This is a genomic window from Rothia sp. HMSC069C10 (assembly GCF_001812205.1).
GTDB classification, from domain to species: domain Bacteria; phylum Actinomycetota; class Actinomycetes; order Actinomycetales; family Micrococcaceae; genus Rothia; species Rothia mucilaginosa.
Genome location: NZ_KV808305.1, coordinates 73,614 through 92,915, shown reverse-complemented (window position 1 = coordinate 92,915; position 19,302 = coordinate 73,614). Strand labels below are relative to the sequence as shown.

The following is a 19,302-nucleotide window of genomic DNA, read 5'->3' as shown; positions in this document are numbered from 1 at the left end:
CTCCCACCCCGTCAGCACTAGGCGTTACGCCATAGGGTTAGACCCGGTTAGACACGCGGTTCCGCACCCAGCTGCTCAACAGTCGCAGCCACAGCAGCCTCACGAGCAGCCGACGCCTCATCAGCAGTCAGCGTACGATCCGGTGCGCGGAAACGCAGAGCAAACGCCAAAGACTTCTTCGACTCATCAATACCGACACCGCGGTAATCATCAAAGACGCGGATGTCCTCCAGCAGCTCGCCAGCGCCCTCACGCAGAACACGCTCCACCTCAGAAGCAGGCAGATCGCGGTCCACCAGAAGCGCCACGTCCTGAGTAGCAGCCGGGAAAGTCAGCACCGGAGTAGCCTGACGCGCCTCAACACGACCAGCAAACAGCGCCGAGAAATCCAGCTCAAACGCGCAGGTACGCTCAGGCAGGTTCAGCTCCTGCAGAAGCTTCGGGTGCAGCTCACCAGCGAAACCAACACGCTCACCGGCAGCGTTCAGAACCTCAGCCACACGGCCCGGGTGGAATGCAGTATGCACACCGTTACGCATCTGAATCTCAGCCGAAACAGCGTCAGCGACCAGACGCACAGCGTCCAGAGCGTCACGCCAGTCGTAGGCACGCGGAGCAGCACCCGGCATCGCCTCGTGCTCAGTACCTGCAAACAGACCAGCGATGAAAGTGGGCTGCTGCGGAATACCGGCGTTCAGATCAGCCAGAACCTCATCCGAAGGGCGAGCGCCCAACGGCGGAATAGACTCAGAACCGAGCTGCTCACCCGGAATGAACACGTGACCCGCCTCGAAAATAGCCAGGTTCTTGAAACCGCGAGACAGGTTACGCTTCAGAACCTCAACCAGGCCCGGCAGCAGCGAACGGCGCATCCAGCCCTCAGCCGAAGAAATCGGGTTCTCCAGGCGAATCGAGGGAACCTCAGTCACCGGGTTCTCGGGGGTGCTCACCCACGGAGCCGACCACAGGTTGTTCGCATCAGCCGACACGAAGGGGTACGCGAACACCTCAGTCAGACCGGAAGCCGCCAGCGCATTCAGCGCACGACGCTTACCTGCCTGCTCCGGAGTGTAACCGCGGCCCGCAGGAGCCACCGGCAGAGTCGAGGGGATGTTCTCGTAACCGTCAATACGTGCGATTTCCTCGGTCAGGTCTTCCTTCGCGCGCAGGTCGGTACGCCACGACGGGACAGTCACAGCGTAACCGGACTCGGTACGCTCCACCGAGCAACCAATCTCACGCAGGCAAGACTCAATCTGCTCCGGCGAGTAATCCACGCCGATACGACCGGCAGTGTAATCAGCGGGCAGGTCAATCACGACCGGCTCATAGCCGAGGGACACATCGGTCACGCCCGGCTCAACCTGAGCGCCAGCCAGCTCAACCAGCAGCTCAACCGCACGCTGAGCAGCCGCAGCCTGAATCTGCGGATCCACGCCACGCTCGAAACGCTTCGACGCCTCAGAAATCAGCTTGTGACGGCGAGCAGTACGAGCCACCGACACCTCGTCAAAACGAGCAGCCTCAACCAGAATGCGGGTGGTCGAATCGGTCACCTCAGTGGAGGCGCCGCCCATCACACCGGCAAGACCAATCACGCCCGAATCATCAGCGATAACGATGTCCTCGGGGTGCAGAGTACGCTCCACACCATCCAGGGTCACCAGCTTCTCACCAGCAGCGGCGCGGCGCACCACAATCTCGCCCTGAACCTTGTCAGCGTCATAGAAGTGCAGCGGCTGGCCGGTCTCCAGCATCACGTAGTTCGAAATATCCACCGGCAGCGACAGCGAGCGCACACCCGCCAGACGCAGACGCGAAGACATCCAGGTCGGAACCGGCGCATCCGCCTTCACGCCCGAAACCTCACGCATCACGAAACGAGTGCAGCCCGGGTTACCGTGAATCGGGGCGTCATCACGCAGAGAAACCGGGTGACCGGACTCGTTCGCCTCCGGGGCGCGCTCGCCGTACGCCAGCACAAAATCCTCAAAGGAAGAACCGGTAGCGTGGCACCACTCGCGAGCGATACCGCGCAGAGAGAACGCGTAACCGCGGTCCGGAGTCACGTTCACCTCAGCAGCCTGATCGTACAGACCCAGCAGCTCCATCGCGTCGGTGCCGACCTCCGGGTCCAGGCCCAGAGTCGAAAGCACCAGAATGCCGCCGTGATCATCGCCAATACCCAGCTCACGGGTAGAGGCAATCATGCCAGCCGACTTGTGACCGTAAGTCTTACGGGCAGTAATCGCGAAACCACCGGGCAGAACAGCGCCGGGCAGGGTCACAACAACCTTGTCGCCGGGCTTGAAATTGTGGGCACCACAAATAATGCCCTGAACGCCGGAAGGCTCAATGCCCTTACCGGTCAGAGTCTGCTCCTGGCCCTCCGGAACCACACGCACCTGGCACCAGTTCACGGTCTTGCCGTTAGAGTGAGTCTCCGGCTCCATAGAGAGCACCTGGCCAACCACAATTGGTCCGGACAGCTCATCAGAGGGGCGGTGAACGTCTTCTTCTTCCAGGCCAACCTTCACCAGGGTTGCCATCAAATCTTCAGCCGAAGCATCCTCAGCTACAGGCACGAACTCGCGCAGCCATGACAGGGGTACACGCATAATTTAGATCTCCATCCCGAACTGCTCAGAGAAACGGATGTCGCCTTCAACCATGTCATGCATGTCAGCGACGTTGTTACGGAACATGAGGGTACGTTCAATACCCATACCGAAAGCGAAGCCCGAGTACTCCTCAGGATCAATACCCGCAGCACGCAAAACGTTGGGGTTCACCATGCCGCAACCGCCCCACTCAATCCACTGCGGGCCGCCCTTAGCGTTCGGGTGCCACAAATCCAGCTCAGCGGAAGGCTCAGTGAACGGGAAGAAGTTCGGGCGCAGGCGAATCTTAGCGTCCTCACCGAACATGGCGCGTGCCATGTACTCCAGGGTGCCCTTCAGATCAGCCATGGTCAGGCCCTTATCCACGGCAAGACCCTCAATCTGGTGGAAGACCGGAGTATGGGTCGCGTCCAGCTCATCGGTGCGGTACACCTGACCCGGGCACACAATGTACAGCGGCAACTCGCGAGAAAGCAGCGAGCGCATCTGCACCGGCGAAGTGTGGGTGCGCAGCAGCAGGTGAGCGTTCTTCGGTTCAACGTAGAAAGTGTCCTGCATTTCGCGTGCCGGGTGATCCGGCTTAATGTTCAGAGCGTCAAAGTTGTACCACTCAGACTCCAGCTCCGGGCCGTCAGCAACTTCCCAACCCATACCAACGAAAATGTCGGTCAGGCGCTCCTGCATCAGAGCAATCGGGTGGCGACCGCCCAGAGAACGGCGAGGCGACGCAGCCGAAACATCCACAGCCTCCTCAGCCAGGATGCGAGCCTCACGCTCAGCCTCCAGCTCAGCGGTACGAGCCTCAATAGCCTCAGTCAGAGCCGCACGAGCCTGACCCATCAGCTTACCCACCGGGCCCTTGTGCTGGTTCTGAAGATCACGCATCTGGCGGTTAGCGATGCTCATGATGCCCTTCTCACCGAAGAAGCTCAGGCGCACCTCCTTGAGGCTGTCAAAGTCCTTAGCCTTCTCGCGAATCTCCTGCTTGGCGCGCTCACGCTCAGCCTCAAAAGCCTCACGGATAGCGTCCAAACCGTTCTCGGGGTTCTCCTCCAGAACCTGCGCAATGCGGGCGAGAACCTGAGCCGGGCCGTTAAGACCCTCGTGTTCCTGCACGGAATCGGTCATTGTCACTCTTCTCTGCATACCACCGGCACTATGCCGGCTGGCTCGTTATACACCTTAGGCAGCACCATCTGCTCTCCCCCGGCTACCCGCACAGGGTGCGGAGCAGGGTTGGCGACGGGCGCATATCCTATCCATTTTAGACCAGAGAACGAAGCGCAAACAGCAGAACGCCCGGATAGTCCATCCGGGCGTTCTTAGGTATATAGCCTCAACAACAACGTTGAAGAGGGTACTTCTACTTCAGAGCCTGCTTCACAGCCGGGTCGAAAGAAGCACGAATCCACAGCACGTTCGCAATGAACCATGCCGCGTACAGGGGCACGAAGCCGTAGCGCTGAGCGTCAATGACATTACCAATCAGAGACAGAATCGCCACGAACGCACCCAGAATTGCAAAAATCAGACCGACAGTCAGGCCCAGACGCTTGCCCTTCTGAATCGTGAAGTAGACCCAGATGTACACAACCGCAGAAACAACCAGCAGACCGATACCATCTGCAGCACCGACCTCCGGCAGACCCTTCAGCGGGGACAGGTTACCCGGTGCGAACGAGGAAATAACACCGTGGATAAAGCAGAGCAGCGCGGAGACAATCATAATCTCCTGCAGACGCAGAATCTTCGGGTGCTTGGTCGGCGAGTGGAACAGAATTCCGCGCGGCTCAGCGCCGCCTTCCTGAATATAAATAGCTTGAGTGTCCGAGGGAACCGCGTCGGAGCGGTAGGCACCCGGATCAAACGGGGGTTGAGCAGTCATCATTGTCTCCCAATACGTATGTGATTTCTCCCTCAATACTACCCGCCTACCGATTGGTTTCCAAAGTATGTATCCGTGTCGAACCCATATGTGACAAAATCCCCACCCCCACAAATACACAAGTCAGAATCACCTGGCGCATAAATCACCCTCAAAATATGAATAAAGGCGGGACTCCTCATAGGGAATCCCGCCTTCAAACAGCGTCAAAAAAGATGTAGAAAATTTATCACACTACCGCCGCGAGTTTGTCACATAACGGTGACTTAGCCTCGCAACGAGCCAACACAGAGTCTTAGCGCCACAGCACTAGGATTACGCCTCGCCAGTACCTGTATCCTGCAGCTGCTGCAGAAGAGCCACAACAATCGGCAAATCCGCCGGAATCCACGGCAAACCCAGCAAATCATCGTACGCCTGTGCGTCATCCTTAGACTTCGGCAGCGGCATCCACCGCAGCGCGCTGTGATCTTCCAAAGTATCCGGAGTACCCGAAAGAATCTCCGCAAAGAACACGCGCATCGCCAGACGCTCGCTCAGACGCCAGCCCTGCGGGTACGCGCCGGGCACCTCAGCACCCAAACGCGCCTGCACGCCCAGCTCCTCCTTCAGCTCACGCACCAGCGCCTGCTCGCAGCTCTCCCCCGGCTCGACCTTACCGCCCGGGAACTCCCACATGCCGGCAACAGTCTGCGGCTCAGAACGCTGAGCCACCAGCATACGGGTCGGAGCCTCCAAAGAATCAACCACGGCGGCGCCAACCACCTGAACCTCAAACGAGGGCGACACTTCACTCATCTTTCTCTACCTTCTTCTACGCTTTAGAATCCTTCGTCGGATGCGCATCCTCAGCAGCGTGCTCCGCTACTTCCTTCTTAGCATCCTCAGTATCCTCCGGCTCAGGAGCTTCCTCCACGCCTTCCTGCCACTCTTCTTCCTTATCATTCATATTCGAGGCTTCTGCCACCTCACGGCGAATAATAGTGCCGTCATTCAGCAGGATCAGAAGGCGGTTACCGTTCTTGAACTCCATGAGGAAGACATCCTCAAGTTCGACCCCAACCGCACGCAACTGCAGGTACACCCAATCCTCGGTCTTGTGCGCATCCGCGATATCGCGAGTAACCAAGCTACCCTTCACAATCAGAGCAAAGTTCGGCACACCGTCGCCCTTACGAATCACACTCAGCACACCATTCGGCTCAATCTGAGCGAACTCAATGTCTTCCAGGTCGTAAATACCCTGCGCACGAAGGTCAGCAATCAGGCGCATCGGATCAAGAACCACATCTGCCTGCTGGAAGCTCTTAATATCGATATCACCATCCGTAATGACCGGCACGCGCTGCTCACGCACCGCCATATGCAGAAAACGAATCTTCGTGGTCGCCACGTTCAGCAGCTGAATCATGCACAGCGTAAACACCATGTAGATGACAAAGTAGAACAGGCTAATCTGCGTGCTGTACAACACGCCACCGAACACACCACCGATGACAAAGTTACCGATGGTATCAATCGGGGTCTGGTGCCCCGCCTGAGAACGGTGAGTCAGACGCAGGTACACCAAAAGAATGATCAGGCCAACGAAAATCTTTAGCAAACCATCAACGATCATCTCAACGGTCATAACGAAAATCTCCTAGAACTAAGCCCGGAAAATATCCGGCTCCAAATAAATGATGCGCGCCGCAGGAACAGCCTCACGAATACGCACCTCAGCAGCGTCAATCTCATCAGCTACCGCACGACCGGTGTCAGCATCATGAATACGAATCTTTGCCGCCACCAGAATCTCCTCAGGACCCAAGTGCACGGTCTTAATGTGGATAATGCGCTCGCTATCGCCATCCTCAATCGCCGCACGAATCTTCGCCAAATCCTCCGGAGAAGCAGCCTCACCCAAAATCAGGGACTTCATCTCCACCGCAAGGAACACAGCAATAAAGACCAGCAGCACACCAATAGCCAGGGTACCGAACGCATCCCACAGACCATTACCGGTCAACAGAGTCAGACCCACACCAAAGAGCGCAAAAATCAGACCCAGCAGCGCACCCGCATCCTCCAGCAGAAGCACCGGAAGCTCCGGGTTCTTCGAAGTACGCAAGAAACGCATCCAGCTCTGCTTGCCCTTCAGATCACGCGACTCCTTCACCGCCACGCGGAACGAATTACCCTCCAGCAGAATCGAACCCACCAGAACAGCCACCGGAACCCACTGCCACTCAGTAATACCGTGCGGGTCATGCAGCTTCTCATAACCCTCATACAGAGCGAACAAGCCACCCAGGGCAAAGATAATAATCGAAACAATAAACGCGTAAATATAGCGGTTACGGCCATAACCAAACGGGTGCTCCTCATCAGCCTGCTTCTGCGAAGCGCGACCGCCCAGAAGAAGCAAAAGCTGATTACCCGAGTCAGCCACCGAGTGAATAGCCTCCGCCAACATCGACGAAGAACGAGTCAGCGCAAAAGCCAAAAACTTCAGCACCGCAATACCCAGATTCGCACCCAGCGCGGCAATAATCGCGCCCGAACCCGAATGACCAGAAGGAGCAGACATATTTTCCCTTTCTCAGCCCTAAACTAAAACTCTAAAACCTATGAGGCTAAGGCGGCCCGCCGCTATGCCACAGCCGCGAACCGCCCAAAACCTAGAAAAATCTAGCGAGAAACGCCGCGCTGAGCCATCGCCGAAGCATACAGGCACACAGCAGCAGCCGTACCCACATTCAAAGACTCAGCCGAACCATAGACAGGAACAGCCACGCGCATAGTGGCGGCCGCCTTCTCTTCAGCGTTCAAGCCCTGCGCTTCATTCCCGAAAAGCCACATGGTCGGCTTAGAAAGATCAAAATTACCCTTCACACCGGAAGGAGCACTCGCCTCCACTCCGGCACGACGAGCCGCAGTGTACTCGCTCAACTCCTGCAGATTCACCGCGCCATAGCCGTCAGCAGCTAGCACAGCAGTACCCTGAGACTTCACATCCTCCGCGAAATCCTCCAGCTGCACGCCCTGAATAATCGGCACATGGAACAGCGAACCCGCGGTAGAACGCACCGTCTTCGGGTTATACAAATCCACCGAACCCCTAGTCGTAATCACCAAGTCAGCACCGGCCGCATCAGCCACGCGAAGAATAGTGCCCGCATTACCCGGATCCTGCACACGAGACAGCACAGCAATCAGCTTCGGGTTCAACGCGCCCTCACCCCACAGCAGCGAGAACGACGCATCCACCATAAAGGAAACCGCAATAATACCCTGCGGGCTCACCGAATCAGCCATCGCCTCCAGCACCTCATCGGTCACCACACGCATAAAGACGCGGCGCCCCTCCTCCGGGGTGGGAGTGCCGTACACCTGCTCCAGCAGCTCAGCAATATCCTCATGACGGTCAAAAGCCGTCTCCGTGACATACACAGCGTCCAGAATCGGCTTCTTCAGATGCGCCTTCAACGCCTCACGCACAGCCTGCGGGCCTTCCACCAGGAACTGGCCCTTCTTCGTGCGGGCAGCGCGGGTACGTAGCTTCGCAATATCGCGTACACGATCTGCCTGCGGATTGGACATCACAACGGGGGTACTAATACGTTCAAAAAAGTTCACTCTTAAAGGGTACAGGCAAAGGCACACCCAAAAACGCAGAACAGTCACCAGCGCCCCCCAGATACGCAGAAAGCGGCCGCCCACACTCAAAAGTGCAGACGGCCGCTCACGACGCTTAAGCATCCTACCCCGAACCTAGATTTTCGAGGTAAGAACACAACCTAGGCTCATTAAGCCTTGGGAGCCGAGGTGTCCTCGGGCAGGTTGTTCTTAGCAATCTCAACCAGTGCGTTGAAAGCAGCGGGCTCGTTAACAGCCAGCTCAGCCAGCATACGGCGGTCAACCTCAACACCAGCAGCCTTCAGGCCCTGGATGAAGCGGTTGTAGGTCAGGCCCTGTGCGCGGGAAGCAGCGTTAATACGCTGAATCCACAGGCGACGGAAGTCACCCTTCTTCTTACGACGGTGGTCGTAGCTGTAAACCAGCGAGTGAGTGACCTGCTCCTTAGCCTTACGGTACAGGCGAGAACGCTGACCGCGGTAGCCGGATGCACGATCGAGAATAGTACGGCGCTTCTTGTGCGCGTTAACCGCGCGCTTCACACGTGCCACGTGTGTCTCCTTCGTCTTATGTCCTGAACAGCTCACATATCACGCTGAACAGGAGCGAGTCTTTAATCAGTGCGCACCACTATCGGTGCGCCAGGTGCAGAGAGTAAGCGTTGCTTACTTACCCAGCATCTTCTTGACAACCTTTGCCTGGCCGCCGGTAACGATCTGGTCAGAAGCCAGACGACGGGTCAGACGAGAGGACTTGTGCTCCAGGTAGTGGCGACGGTTCGCCTGCTGGCGCTTAACCTTGCCGCTACCGGTGAGCTTGAAGCGCTTCTTAGCACCAGAGTGGGTCTTCTGCTTCGGCATAGCTGCCGTTCTCCTTACATTCATCCCCCGCCACAACGGCGGGGTAGCTTAGTGGGGTTGAGCGATACACGCATCAGCCCCAAGGACCAAAGGTGAGGCACCCCCAACGAGGTGCCTCGGAACCGGCACCGGGTGAACCCGCAACACCCACCCAACGGTGGAGGCGCGTGCCCATCCTAAAGTGACGACCCGGTTCCCTACTCGGCGGAAGCCTGTGCCTTCAACTCGGCAGGCATAGCGTCTGCCAAAGAATTAGTTACGGGCTTCGCCTTGGTCGTGTCAATACGCTCGCGACCCTTGCGACCGCCGGCGCCCTGCTCACGGCGAGCCTCTGCCTTACCGCGAAGCGGAGCCAGAACCATCACCATGTTGCGGCCATCCTGACGGGGGCGAGACTCAACGGTACTCACCTCAGCCAGCTCAGCCGCCAGACGCTCCAGCAGACGCACACCCATCTCGGGGCGCTGCTGCTCACGACCACGGAACTGAATCATTGCCTTGACCTTGTCACCACCGGAAAGGAAACGACGAGCGTGTCCAACCTTGGTTTCGTAGTCGTGGGTATCAATCTTCAGGCGGAAACGGATCTCCTTCAGAACGGCATTAGCCTGCTTCTTGCGGGATTCACGAGCCTTGATTGCGGCTTCGTACTTGTACTTACCGTAATCCATGAGCTTGCACACGGGCGGCTTCGCGTTCGGGGCAACCTCGACCAGGTCGAGTTCGGCGTCCTCAGCCAGACGCAGAGCGTCCTTCAGAGGGACAACGCCTACCTGCTCGCCACCGGGACCGACAAGACGGACCTCGGGAACGCGGATACGATCGTTAATGCGTGGTTCGCTAATGACTAGCTCCTGTGCTCTGTGGGTTTCCCCGTGAATACTATCCGTTGCGGGCACTAAAAAAGCCCCCGCAGTTACACAAGCGGAGGCACAAACCAGCGTACGCCGAAAGCGGCGGACGAACCCGTTCACCTCAAAACTCGCAAACAAACGCCTGCGGCGGTCAACCGGGTGGGAGGCATGCTCCACTTGCAAACTGCCTACAACCATACCGCAGAACCCCCTACAGGCGCAAGGAATTAGACGTAAAACACCATAAAAATTGCGGTCATTCACGCGGAAAGTCCACGGAGACGCCCACTCTTAAGGACGCATTTACCGAAACAAACGAAATATGAGATTCTAGGACTATGAGCACTGAAAACACGAGTTTCCGCTTCACCGCGGAAGAAGAAACCCCCGTACACGGCCACACCGAACTCACCGAAGAGCAGGTCGAAGCCGTCAACGAACAGCTGCGCGACATCGCAGACGTACCCGCCATCGAAATCATCAGCTCCGCAGCCATCCACATGATGAGCGCCGCAGCCGTCAAGTGCGGCCTCGCAGCCGACGAAAACGCCGACGACCTCAAGGACCTCGACGAAGCACGCAAGCTCATCACCGCGCTGGCAGGCCTCGTCACCGCCGCAGCACCCGAAATCGGCTCCCAGCACGCAGCGCCCCTGCGCGACGGCCTGCGCACCCTGCAGCTCGCATTCCGCGAAGCATCCCCCTTCCCGGACGAGCCCGGCAAGGGCCCCGGCGAAAAGCTCACCGGCCCGGTGTACTAAACCGTACCCGGTCTATTCACAGCGAAGCCCCGTCTCCCTCACGATGAGGAAGACGGGGCTTCGTCGTATATAAGCCTGTGCGGACAAGGAATCTACCCGGGCTAGATATGCGGGCTAGAGCAAGCCGGCAGCTTTAGCAGGAACCAAATTTAGCGGGAGCGGGAGCCGGCAGCCTCAAGAGCCTGCTCAAAACTAAAGTTGCCCACGTACAGTGCCTTACCAAGCACCACGCCCTCCAGCCCATAAGGCACCATGGAACGCAGCTTCTCAAGATCAGCCAGCGATGCCACACCACCGGACGCCACCACCCGACAGGCGCTCTGGGCAAGCACCTCATCCAGCAGCTCCGCACCGGGACCCGCCAGAGAACCGTCCTTGCTCACATCCGTAACGATATAGCGGCGCACGCCCGCGCCCTCCAGCCAAGCCAGCGCCTCCGCCAGGTCAGGGCCCGACCAGTCGGTACCGCGAGCCACCGTCACCCAACCCCGCTCGGGGTTGTAGCGGGCATCGAGCCCGAGGGCAAGAAGATCAGAATCAGCGTAGCGAGCCAGGGTGTCTTCAAGCCAGGAAGAATCCGCCAGAGCCGCACTGGTCACGTTCACGCGGTCCGGATTCAGACTCAGGGCGCGCTCCAGGCTCTCAGCATTACGCACGCCACCGCTGACCTGAATACGAACCGGGGTGGAGCTCATTCGGGTGTTCTCGGCACGGACGGCGGCGACAACCTCAGCCAGAACCTCGGTATTCGTACCGCGTCCAAACGCCAGGTCAAGGTCAACCAGGTGGATCCAGCGGGCACCAGCCTTCACCCAGGTCAGAGCCGCCTCCACCGGGTCGAGGCGCTGCTCACCACCGGATAGGGTGCCGCCCACCGGGCGCACCGCATAGCCTTCAGAAATATCAACAGCGGGCAGAAGTTCAAGAACGGGTGCAGACATTAGTTACCTCCTGCAGCAGTAGCGGAGTCGCCAGAAGACAGGCGACCGGTCACCGCCAGGGAGGCGACCCAGCGGCGCATAAACTCTGCACCCAGCTCACCAGAACCCACCGGGCAGAACTGCACCGCCGTCAGCGGACCGTTCTCAACCGCCGCGATATAGGCGGGCTCGGTGACAGTCCAAGTCACTGCCGGAGGGGCAATATATTCAATGCTCTGGTCAAAAGCCCACTCAAAAACGCCGTGCTCAGATTTGAAGTGAGCCTCGCCCTCAAGATCCTTGAGCAGCGCACTATCGGAGGAAGAACGCAGGGCAGAAACACCGGGCACCAAGTCGCGGGTAGAAAGCTCCACGCTCTCACCGGGCCACTCCCCCATACACTGCACCTGAACCTGCCCCATCTGCGGATGCTCCACCGTAACCGAATCGAAGAGGCAGCTCAGTGCCGCACCGGCAACCAGCACCGGACGACCGCCAGCAACACGGCGACCAATCACGCGCTCAGCGTCCTTAGCTTTCAGGTCTTCGTATGCTTCAAGAGAGCTCGCACCGCCGGTAACCACCATGCCGTCAGCCTCACGCAGCTGCTCTGGCACAGCGGTCACGATGACCTCCGCCCCCGCATCCTGAAGAAGCTTCACCAGGGCGCCACGAGTTCCGGGCTCCCCCAAAACGGCAACCACAGGACGAGCGGTCTGAGCATTCTGTACAGATTCAGTTTCCTGTACAGATTCAGTTTCGGCGGGTGTGGATTCAATGGGAACAGGCATCGGTGCGCTCCTATTTCATAGGCTCAAGAATTCGACTCAAGCGCTCTAGCTTGAGAGATAGAGGATTCGGAGTCAAGACATCAACCTCATGCAGAAGCCAACCACACGCGGGTCCATGCTTAGCGCTGAGTCTGAGGAATTTCCAGACGCTGACCGGCATCAACAGAGGTGCTGGTCAACGAGTTCAACTCCATAATACGAACCACAGTATCACGGGTGTCACCGTGCGGATCCACCGCCTGAGCAATATCCCACAGGGTCTCGCCGTGCTTGACCACAACGACGGTTCGAGTCGCCGAAGCATTCTCCACGGAGGCTGAAGCCGCCGGGCCAAAGAAGCTAATAGCGCCGAGCACAATCAGCGCCGCCAAAGTCAGCAGAGGCAGGCCCTTCAGAAAACCGCGCACAGTGCCAAGACGACGAATAGAAGCGGGAACCGCGCGCAGAAGCTCGCCGCCCTTAGCAAGAAGAACGCTCTTCGCACTAGGTGCCTGCACATCAGAAGCAGCCTGTACCTCAGAAACTACAGGGCGAACCTGCGCAGGTGCCTGGGCAGAAGTAGCGGGAGCGTGGGCGGGCTGAGCCACCTGCGCGGGACGGAGTGCATGAGCCGCACGAGAACGCCCCTGCACGGTGCGGGCAGACACGGTGCGGACGGACGCGGTGCGGGCGGGGTGAAGTACCACCAAACCTGCCGGAAGGTGTGCAGAAGTGCCTTGAGAAGCAATAGGTGCTGCAGTAGTCATTGTGGTTCCTTTCTCTCAGCTCGCCCCGGGGTTGCCCCGCGGGTCTAGCAATGCCGAGCGATACCCGCTCGGAGGTCCTAGTTGAGTGATAACTATGGAGTGGTGATTGTTAGGCGATAACTATTGGGTAGCTATTCTCTAGTTAGGTCAGAGCGTCGGGTGCACCGGGCTGCGCTGGGTCGCCCCAGCACCCCATCCCCTGCGCTCTCTCTTCGCCAGATGCTCGCTAGAGCATCCGAGGTAGATTATTCGAAGAGAGAGGCAGAGGATTCGAATACATTCGAACACTCATTCACTCTCCTCTCCCGGAATACTCAGGGTCGAATCTTCGAATATTTTTCGAACATCCACCCGTAAATCCTGAATTTCAGGAGAGATTCAAGAGTATATACGAACTCTTGTTCTAAAGTCTAGCAGAGATGTACTAAAAATTTCTTCGAGTTTCAAAGAAAAAATCTAGAATATTTGTTTGAGTTTTTCGGTGTAGTGTTCTACACTGGTGTCAAGAGACGTTCCACACGCTCCTGATGAGTCCTACTCACAGCAGGTTTCTGTATTCGTTACAGCTTGGTTCTGTATCGACCGCAGGTGCTGCTGGCTGAGTATTGCTATGTAGGGCGGAGGCGCATACTCGTTGCCTGTGTATCGCTCCGGTATCGCTTCGGCACGGATAGAATTCCTCCACCCCCTGACGAGATAAGACCCATTTCGGCAGAACCAAAAAATTTTTAGGACACCACCAGAAAACGTGTGAAGCACCCATCCGTGCCCCGACCGGAAATACAAAGGCCGGAGTACAGACCGAAGGAAAAGAAATGGCAACAGCACCCCGTCCGGCGCTGACCGCGCGCCAGCAGAAGATTCTTGACGCGATCCGCACCGAGATTGAACAGAAGGGTTACCCGCCGTCCATGCGCCAGATTGGTGACATGGTGGGTCTTGCGTCCCTGTCCTCGGTCACCCACCAGCTCGGTCGTCTCGAGACCATGGGCTACATTCGCCGCGACCCCAAGCTCCCCCGCGCCATTGAGGTGCTGGATGAGAACGGCGTCGGCATGCACGGTAGCTCCTCCTCGTCCCTGCCCGAGCTGCCGAACTTCGAAGTCGGCGACGAAGACCTCGTACCCGTTCCCCTGGTTGGACGTATTGCAGCGGGCGGTCCCATCACCGCCGAGCAGTCCGTGGAGGATGTGCTCGCTCTGCCCCGCCAGCTGGTCGGTAGCGGCAAGCTCTTCATGCTCAAGGTCAAGGGCGATTCCATGATTGACGCCGCGATTTGCGACGGCGACTGGGTGGTTGTCCGCGAGCAGCACACCGCCGACAACGGCGATATCGTTGCTGCGCTGCTCGACGATGAGGCAACCGTGAAGGTGTTCCGTCAGGTCGACGGCCACACCTGGCTCATGCCGCGCAACGCCAACTACGAGCCGATTATGGGCGACCGCGCAACCGTCATGGGTAAGGTCGTCTCCGTGCTGCGCAGCCTCTAGAGACATAACGCTAAGCTCTTAGCTCTATATAAAAAATCACCCTGGTGATACGTGAATGTTCACGTATCACCAGGGTGATTTTTATATTTCAAAAGCAGATATCTCCAAAGCGGAGGGGGCGGCGCCGCCAGGACTGGAGCCCACCCGAGCTAACGATCAATACTCGCCGAAAGACGAGCCAGCGCACCGGTCACCGCCGCCTTATTCTGCGTCGACCACATCGGCGGCATCGCCTTCATCAAGAAACCACCGTAACGCTTGGTTGCCACGCGAGAATCCAGCACAGCCACCACGCCACGGTCAGACACCGAACGGATCAGGCGGCCTGCGCCCTGCGCCATACGAATCGCCGCATGGTGAGCAGAAACCGCCATAAAGCCATTACCGCGGTGACGGTTCACAGCCTCCGTACGAGCCTGCGCAATCGGATCATCCGGGCGCGGGAACGGAATACGGTCCATCACCACCAGACGGCACGAGTCGCCCGGAACGTCCACGCCCTGCCACAGGCTCATCGTGCCGAACAGGCACGAGTCGACGTCCTCGCTGAACTCCTCCACCAGAGCCTTGAGCGAAGACTCGCCCTGCAGAAGGATGTTCAGGTCGCTATGCTCGCGCATGTACTCGGCAGCACGCTCGGCGGCACGTTTCGAGGAGAACAGTCCCAGGGCGCCGCCCTCGGACGCCTCGCACAGCTCACGCAGGCGCTCCAATTGGCCCTCGTGCACGCCAAATCCCGGAGGCTTCAAATCCCCGGCAACGTACATGATGCCCTGCTTGCGGTAGTCGAACGGCGAACCCACGTCGATGCTCGTCCAGCGGGGCGCGCCCTCGCCCTGCAGTCCCAGGGCGCCAGCGGCAACATCAAAAGAGTCCCCCACCGTCAGGGTCGCGCTCGTCAAAATCACGGTGCGGTCAGCAAAGAGTCCGTCACGCAGCTGCAATCCAACGCTCAGCGGCGCAATGTTCAGGGTCGCAGGGTCGGTATCGGAAGCGGCAACATAGCGGCCGTTTTCCCAGCCGCCCTGACGAGAAATCCACAGCACATCCTGCTCGGCAGAAGCCTCCAGAATGCGGCTACTCATATCGTGTACCTCAGAGACACGCGAGCGCGCCATCTGCAGGCCGGCATCAACGTCCTGACCGTCCGGCTTGGTGTCGGACAGGGCGGTGCGGGCGGCATCATTCACCGCAGAAATCGCGGTCAAAAGGCGGCCGTCCAGGCCCTTCAGCAGACCCTCGGCAAGCCCCTCGAAAGCGGTCTCCAGGGTGCCTGCCGCCATTTCCAGGGCACCGGAATCAGCCTTCGAATGCTTCTTCACGCTACGCGCCGCGCGGCGAACCATCGCAACCGTCAAAGAACCAGACACCGCACCGGTCACGCGGTCCACCAGTTCATGGGCCTCGTCAATAATGACCGTCTTATGCTCGGGCAGAACCTTCATGCCCTCAAAAGCGTTAATCGCCAGCAGGGCGTGGTTCGTGATGACAATGTCAGCTTCAGCGGCACGGCTACGCGCCATCTCGCTAAAGCACTCCTCCACCAGCGGGCAGCGGCGACCCAAACACTCGGCGGCGCTCACCGACACCTGTGCCCAGGCACGATCAGAGACGCCGGGCTTCAGCTCGTCGCGGTCGCCGGTCTCAGTGCGGTCAGCCCACTCGCGCAGGCGCACCACTTCCTCACCCACGCGGGAGGTCGAAGAAGGCATGTCGAAGAGAGCATCCGGTTCGTCTTCCGGGTAGCCGCCCTCCAGCTTGTGCAGGCAGAGGTAGTTATTGCGGCCCTTGAGCAGAGCCACCTGCGCCTGCGACTCCGGGCACGGCTCCAGCGCTTGTAGAAGACGCGGAATATCGCGGTTCACGATCTGCGCCTGCAGAGCAAGAGTCGCCGTCGCAACAACAATCGGCTGGTCCGACTCCCCCACCCGCGCCAGGGCAGGCACCAGGTAGCCCAGGGACTTACCGGTACCGGTACCCGCCTGGACCAGCAGGTGACGCTGCAGTTCAAGAGCCTGCGCCACATGCGCCGCCATGGTGCGCTGACCGGCGCGGTTCTGACCGCCGGTGGCGGCAACCGCCTCATCCAGCAGGGTCAGGGCACCCTTTGCACCGGGCAGGGTCTCAAGCTCCTGCCCGGTGAATCGGGGGCCGTCGGTTGCGGGTGCGGTTCCCGGGGCGTTTTTGGGCGCGTTGATGCTCTCGGTCACGCTCATCCGCTCCTAGAGAGCCTCAGAGTTAGAGGGCTGTTCGGAAACAGAAGCGGTCGCTTCAGCCAGGGCGTGTGCCTCCGCAAGTTCCTCTTCCAGGACCTCCAGCAGGTCGCCCTCCAGCACATACTCGGACAGTTCGGAGGCGACATCCTCACGGACCAGAGCCACCACGAAGGTGCCGTCCGATACGAAATCGGTGCTCTTAATTTCGGCGTCCCACTCGTGCAGGCGCGAAATAATCTCACCGTGCGAGTACGGAATCAGCAGCTTCACCTCAATGGAGGGGCGCGGAATGGTGTCCGCGATCTTCTGCTTCAGCTCCTCAATGCCCTCACCGGTACGCGCCGAAACGATCACGTGCTCCGGCTCGCGCTGGCGCATACGCTCCAGCACGAACGGGTCAGCAGCGTCCGCCTTATTCAGCACAATGATCTCGGGGATATGGCGGGCGTCAACCTCCGCGATGACCTCGCGGACGGCACGAATCTGCCCCTCCGGGTCCGGGTGCGAAGCATCCACCACGTGCAGGATGACGTCAGCGTCAGCGACCTCTTCCAGGGTGGAGCGGAACGCCTCCACCAGCTGGGTCGGCAGCGAACGCACGAAACCCACCGTGTCAGAGAGGGTGTAGCCGATGCCGTCGGGGGTCTGCGCCTTACGGACGGTCGGGTCCAGGGTCGCAAACAGGGCGTTCTCCACGAGCACGCCGGCGTCGGTCAGGCGGTTCAGCAGGGAGGACTTACCCGCGTTCGTGTACCCGGCGATAGCCACCGAAGGCACGCGGTTACGGCGACGGTTCAGACGCTTCGTCTCACGCGCCGGCGCCATCGCAGCGATCTCACGCTTAAGCTTCGCCATGCGAGCGCGCAGGCGGCGGCGGTCCATCTCAATCTTGGTTTCACCGGGACCACGCGAACCGATACCCTCACCGGCTGCGGCACGGCCACCCGCCTGACGGGACAGGGACGCACCCCAACCACGCAGACGCGGCAGCATGTACTCCAGCTGAGCCAGCTCAACCTGCGCCTTACCCTCGCGGGATTTAGCGTGCTGAGCGAAAATGTCGAGAATCAGGGCGGTGCGGTCAATGACCTTGACCTTCACGATGTCTTCGAGGGCACGACGCTGCGAGGGAGCCAGTTCGGAGTCGACAATGACGGTGTCAGCGCCGGTCGCCTCCACAATGTCCTTGAGTTCCAGCGCCTTACCGGAGCCGAGGAAGGTGCCGGGGTCCGGCTTGAGGCGGCGCTGAACCAGGCCGTCCAGAACCTCGGAACCTGCGGTTTCAGCCAGTGCCGCAAGCTCACGCAGGGAGTTCTCTGCGTCCTCTACGGTGCCTTCAGTCCACAGACCAGCCAGCACCACGCGTTCCAGGCGCAGCTGGCGGTACTCGACCTCGGTGACGTCTTCAAGTTCGGTGGAGAGGTTCGCGATACGGCGCAGTGCGCGGCGCTCAGCGAGGTCTTCCTGGTCACCGTCATATTCGGAATGTTCGCGCTGAACGTCAGAAATTTCGCGCGCGCGAGTATCCAGCACACGGCGGCTATTGTTGCCGTGAGTGCTGGAAGAATTATCGCTGTGATGCGCGGTACCGGCGGCGTCATACGTCGTGACGGAGGCGGCGGCCTGGGAGCGGCCCAGAACGCGGTCTACGGTGCGGCGCAGCTGCTCATCACTGGGCAGCTTTTCGGTATCAGATACGGGGATGTTCTTAGAATTCATACGACTCTAATTCTACCGCCGTTGCCCGCATCAGGTAGGGGGTTCGGTCGTCTGTGCGCTCAGGGCGTGCAAGCTGCTGACCTGCCCCGTGCATTCTCTGCCCGTGTGCGGCGGGTTCTTGCCCTACCGGTACACTGGATAGCATGAGCGAGCAGCATTATTTCTCTGAAACCCCCGAGACCGAATTCAAGCCCCGCCCCGTGCAGGTGGAGCTTGCCGGCCGCAAGGTCACCGTCACCACAGCTAACGGCATTTTCAGCCCCTCCGGTATTGATAAGGGCACCGCTATTTTGCTGCAGGAAGCACCCGACCCGCAGGGCGAACGCATGCTCGACATCGGCTGCGGTTGGGGCCCCATTACCCTGACCCTGGCGATGCTCGCCCCGCAGGCGCAGGTGCACGCGGTGGATGTGAACTCCCGCTCCATTAGCCTGACCGAACGCAACGCCGCCGCTCTCGGCCTGTCCAACGTCACCGTGGGAACCCCCGAATCGGTTGACCCCGAACTGCGTTTTGACACCATCTGGTCGAACCCGCCGATTCGCGTGGGCAAGGAGGTTCTGCACGAGATCCTGCTGACCTGGCTGCCTCGCCTGGCGCCCGGTGGTGACGCCTACCTGGTGGTTCAGAAGAACCTGGGCTCCGATTCTTTGCAGAAGTGGATGGACGCGCAGCTTGGACAGCTGCACCCCGGCGAGTTTGAGGTGTCGCGCTATGCGACCTCGAAGGGCTTCCGTATTCTGCAGGTACACCGCTACGAGGACTAAAACCTCTGGCGCTATTTGCTTAAAACATAAAAGCGGCGGGTGTTTTCTGAATTT

At 59.4% G+C, this 19,302-nt stretch carries 18 protein-coding genes; 3 read left to right on the top strand and 15 right to left on the bottom strand.

Annotation, left to right across the window (positions count from 1 at the left end):
• Positions 1-47: 47 nt before the first annotated feature.
• The 10 genes from pheT to infC all read right to left on the bottom strand — a co-directional run bounded on the left by pheT (position 48) and on the right by infC (position 9,883).
• Positions 48-2,618, bottom strand: coding sequence for a phenylalanine--tRNA ligase subunit beta (gene pheT, locus HMPREF2842_RS07685; protein WP_070643929.1), 2,571 nt, complete (start codon positions 2,616-2,618; stop codon positions 48-50).
• A 3-nt stretch (positions 2,619-2,621) separates the two neighbouring features.
• Complete coding sequence (gene pheS, locus HMPREF2842_RS07680) at positions 2,622-3,749, bottom strand: phenylalanine--tRNA ligase subunit alpha (protein ID WP_005507134.1); 1,128 nt, start codon at positions 3,747-3,749, stop codon at positions 2,622-2,624.
• A gap of 235 nt (positions 3,750-3,984) precedes the next feature.
• Positions 3,985-4,506: a hypothetical protein gene (locus tag HMPREF2842_RS07675; RefSeq protein WP_049345343.1), complete on the bottom strand. Its 522-nt coding sequence runs from the start codon at positions 4,504-4,506 to the stop codon at positions 3,985-3,987.
• Between the two features lie 315 nt (positions 4,507-4,821).
• Complete coding sequence (locus HMPREF2842_RS07670) at positions 4,822-5,304, bottom strand: (deoxy)nucleoside triphosphate pyrophosphohydrolase (protein WP_049345338.1); 483 nt, start codon at positions 5,302-5,304, stop codon at positions 4,822-4,824.
• A gap of 16 nt (positions 5,305-5,320) precedes the next feature.
• Positions 5,321-6,136: a DUF421 domain-containing protein gene (locus HMPREF2842_RS07665; RefSeq protein ID WP_070643927.1), complete on the bottom strand. Its 816-nt coding sequence runs from the start codon at positions 6,134-6,136 to the stop codon at positions 5,321-5,323.
• 18 nt (positions 6,137-6,154) lie between these two features.
• Positions 6,155-7,075 (bottom strand): cation diffusion facilitator family transporter, encoded by a 921-nt coding sequence (locus HMPREF2842_RS07660; RefSeq protein ID WP_005507873.1) that lies wholly within the window; start codon positions 7,073-7,075, stop codon positions 6,155-6,157.
• 101 nt (positions 7,076-7,176) lie between these two features.
• A complete protein-coding gene (locus HMPREF2842_RS07655; protein ID WP_239663340.1) occupies positions 7,177-8,088 on the bottom strand; it encodes a TrmH family RNA methyltransferase in 912 nt (303 codons plus the stop codon).
• Positions 8,089-8,294: 206 nt separating this feature from the next.
• On the bottom strand, positions 8,295-8,675 hold the full coding sequence (gene rplT / locus HMPREF2842_RS07650; RefSeq protein ID WP_005507127.1) for a 50S ribosomal protein L20: 381 nt from the start codon (positions 8,673-8,675) through the stop codon (positions 8,295-8,297).
• A 114-nt stretch (positions 8,676-8,789) separates the two neighbouring features.
• The gene (rpmI, locus tag HMPREF2842_RS07645; protein WP_004006287.1) at positions 8,790-8,984 is read right to left on the bottom strand and encodes a 50S ribosomal protein L35; all 195 of its coding nucleotides are present in this window, start codon (positions 8,982-8,984) and stop codon (positions 8,790-8,792) included.
• Between the two features lie 197 nt (positions 8,985-9,181).
• A complete protein-coding gene (gene infC / locus HMPREF2842_RS07640) occupies positions 9,182-9,883 on the bottom strand; it encodes a translation initiation factor IF-3 (RefSeq protein ID WP_005507875.1) in 702 nt (233 codons plus the stop codon).
• A 293-nt stretch (positions 9,884-10,176) separates the two neighbouring features.
• Between infC and HMPREF2842_RS07635 the strand changes: the two genes are divergently transcribed.
• Positions 10,177-10,599, top strand: coding sequence for a DUF1844 domain-containing protein (locus HMPREF2842_RS07635; RefSeq protein ID WP_012903892.1), 423 nt, complete (start codon positions 10,177-10,179; stop codon positions 10,597-10,599).
• A gap of 149 nt (positions 10,600-10,748) precedes the next feature.
• Here HMPREF2842_RS07635 and HMPREF2842_RS07630 read toward each other — a convergent pair whose 3' ends face one another.
• The 3 genes from HMPREF2842_RS07630 to HMPREF2842_RS09120 form a co-directional block, all read right to left on the bottom strand.
• Complete coding sequence (locus HMPREF2842_RS07630; protein ID WP_070633934.1) at positions 10,749-11,540, bottom strand: HisA/HisF-related TIM barrel protein; 792 nt, start codon at positions 11,538-11,540, stop codon at positions 10,749-10,751.
• Positions 11,540-12,310, bottom strand: coding sequence for a type 1 glutamine amidotransferase family protein (locus tag HMPREF2842_RS07625; RefSeq protein WP_083308730.1), 771 nt, complete (start codon positions 12,308-12,310; stop codon positions 11,540-11,542). The genes HMPREF2842_RS07630 and HMPREF2842_RS07625 overlap by 1 nt, the downstream gene beginning before the upstream one ends.
• 119 nt (positions 12,311-12,429) lie before the next feature.
• On the bottom strand, positions 12,430-13,056 hold the full coding sequence (locus HMPREF2842_RS09120; RefSeq protein WP_083308729.1) for a LysM peptidoglycan-binding domain-containing protein: 627 nt from the start codon (positions 13,054-13,056) through the stop codon (positions 12,430-12,432).
• 815 nt (positions 13,057-13,871) lie between these two features.
• On the opposite strand from HMPREF2842_RS09120, the gene lexA reads away from it, so the two are divergent.
• Positions 13,872-14,546 carry a transcriptional repressor LexA gene (gene lexA / locus HMPREF2842_RS07615; protein WP_070643922.1) on the top strand — a complete coding sequence of 225 codons (675 nt, stop codon included), beginning with the start codon at positions 13,872-13,874 and terminating at the stop codon, positions 14,544-14,546.
• Between the two features lie 149 nt (positions 14,547-14,695).
• On the opposite strand, the gene HMPREF2842_RS07610 is transcribed toward lexA, so the two are convergent.
• A complete protein-coding gene (locus HMPREF2842_RS07610) occupies positions 14,696-16,762 on the bottom strand; it encodes an ATP-dependent DNA helicase (RefSeq protein WP_070643918.1) in 2,067 nt (688 codons plus the stop codon).
• 6 nt (positions 16,763-16,768) lie between these two features.
• The gene (hflX, locus tag HMPREF2842_RS07605) at positions 16,769-18,481 is read right to left on the bottom strand and encodes a GTPase HflX (RefSeq protein WP_070643914.1); all 1,713 of its coding nucleotides are present in this window, start codon (positions 18,479-18,481) and stop codon (positions 16,769-16,771) included.
• Between the two features lie 143 nt (positions 18,482-18,624).
• Here hflX and HMPREF2842_RS07600 point away from each other — a divergent pair, with 143 nt between their 5' ends.
• Positions 18,625-19,248 carry a class I SAM-dependent methyltransferase gene (locus HMPREF2842_RS07600; protein ID WP_070643910.1) on the top strand — a complete coding sequence of 208 codons (624 nt, stop codon included), beginning with the start codon at positions 18,625-18,627 and terminating at the stop codon, positions 19,246-19,248.
• Positions 19,249-19,302: the final 54 nt, after the last annotated feature.

Coding starts and splice junctions, on each gene's coding strand:
- pheT (WP_070643929.1), bottom strand. CDS start 2,618: ATGCGTGTACCCCTGTCATGGCTGCGCGAGTTCGTGCCTGTAGCTGAG.
- pheS (WP_005507134.1), bottom strand. CDS start 3,749: ATGACCGATTCCGTGCAGGAACACGAGGGTCTTAACGGCCCGGCTCAG.
- HMPREF2842_RS07675 (WP_049345343.1), bottom strand. CDS start 4,506: ATGACTGCTCAACCCCCGTTTGATCCGGGTGCCTACCGCTCCGACGCG.
- HMPREF2842_RS07670 (WP_049345338.1), bottom strand. CDS start 5,304: ATGAGTGAAGTGTCGCCCTCGTTTGAGGTTCAGGTGGTTGGCGCCGCC.
- HMPREF2842_RS07665 (WP_070643927.1), bottom strand. CDS start 6,136: ATGACCGTTGAGATGATCGTTGATGGTTTGCTAAAGATTTTCGTTGGC.
- HMPREF2842_RS07660 (WP_005507873.1), bottom strand. CDS start 7,075: ATGTCTGCTCCTTCTGGTCATTCGGGTTCGGGCGCGATTATTGCCGCG.
- HMPREF2842_RS07655 (WP_239663340.1), bottom strand. CDS start 8,088: ATGTCCAATCCGCAGGCAGATCGTGTACGCGATATTGCGAAGCTACGT.
- rpmI (WP_004006287.1), bottom strand. CDS start 8,984: ATGCCGAAGCAGAAGACCCACTCTGGTGCTAAGAAGCGCTTCAAGCTC.
- HMPREF2842_RS07635 (WP_012903892.1), top strand. CDS start 10,177: ATGAGCACTGAAAACACGAGTTTCCGCTTCACCGCGGAAGAAGAAACC.
- HMPREF2842_RS07630 (WP_070633934.1), bottom strand. CDS start 11,540: ATGTCTGCACCCGTTCTTGAACTTCTGCCCGCTGTTGATATTTCTGAA.
- HMPREF2842_RS07625 (WP_083308730.1), bottom strand. CDS start 12,310: ATGCCTGTTCCCATTGAATCCACACCCGCCGAAACTGAATCTGTACAG.
- HMPREF2842_RS09120 (WP_083308729.1), bottom strand. CDS start 13,056: ATGACTACTGCAGCACCTATTGCTTCTCAAGGCACTTCTGCACACCTT.
- lexA (WP_070643922.1), top strand. CDS start 13,872: ATGGCAACAGCACCCCGTCCGGCGCTGACCGCGCGCCAGCAGAAGATT.
- HMPREF2842_RS07610 (WP_070643918.1), bottom strand. CDS start 16,762: ATGAGCGTGACCGAGAGCATCAACGCGCCCAAAAACGCCCCGGGAACC.
- hflX (WP_070643914.1), bottom strand. CDS start 18,481: ATGAATTCTAAGAACATCCCCGTATCTGATACCGAAAAGCTGCCCAGT.
- HMPREF2842_RS07600 (WP_070643910.1), top strand. CDS start 18,625: ATGAGCGAGCAGCATTATTTCTCTGAAACCCCCGAGACCGAATTCAAG.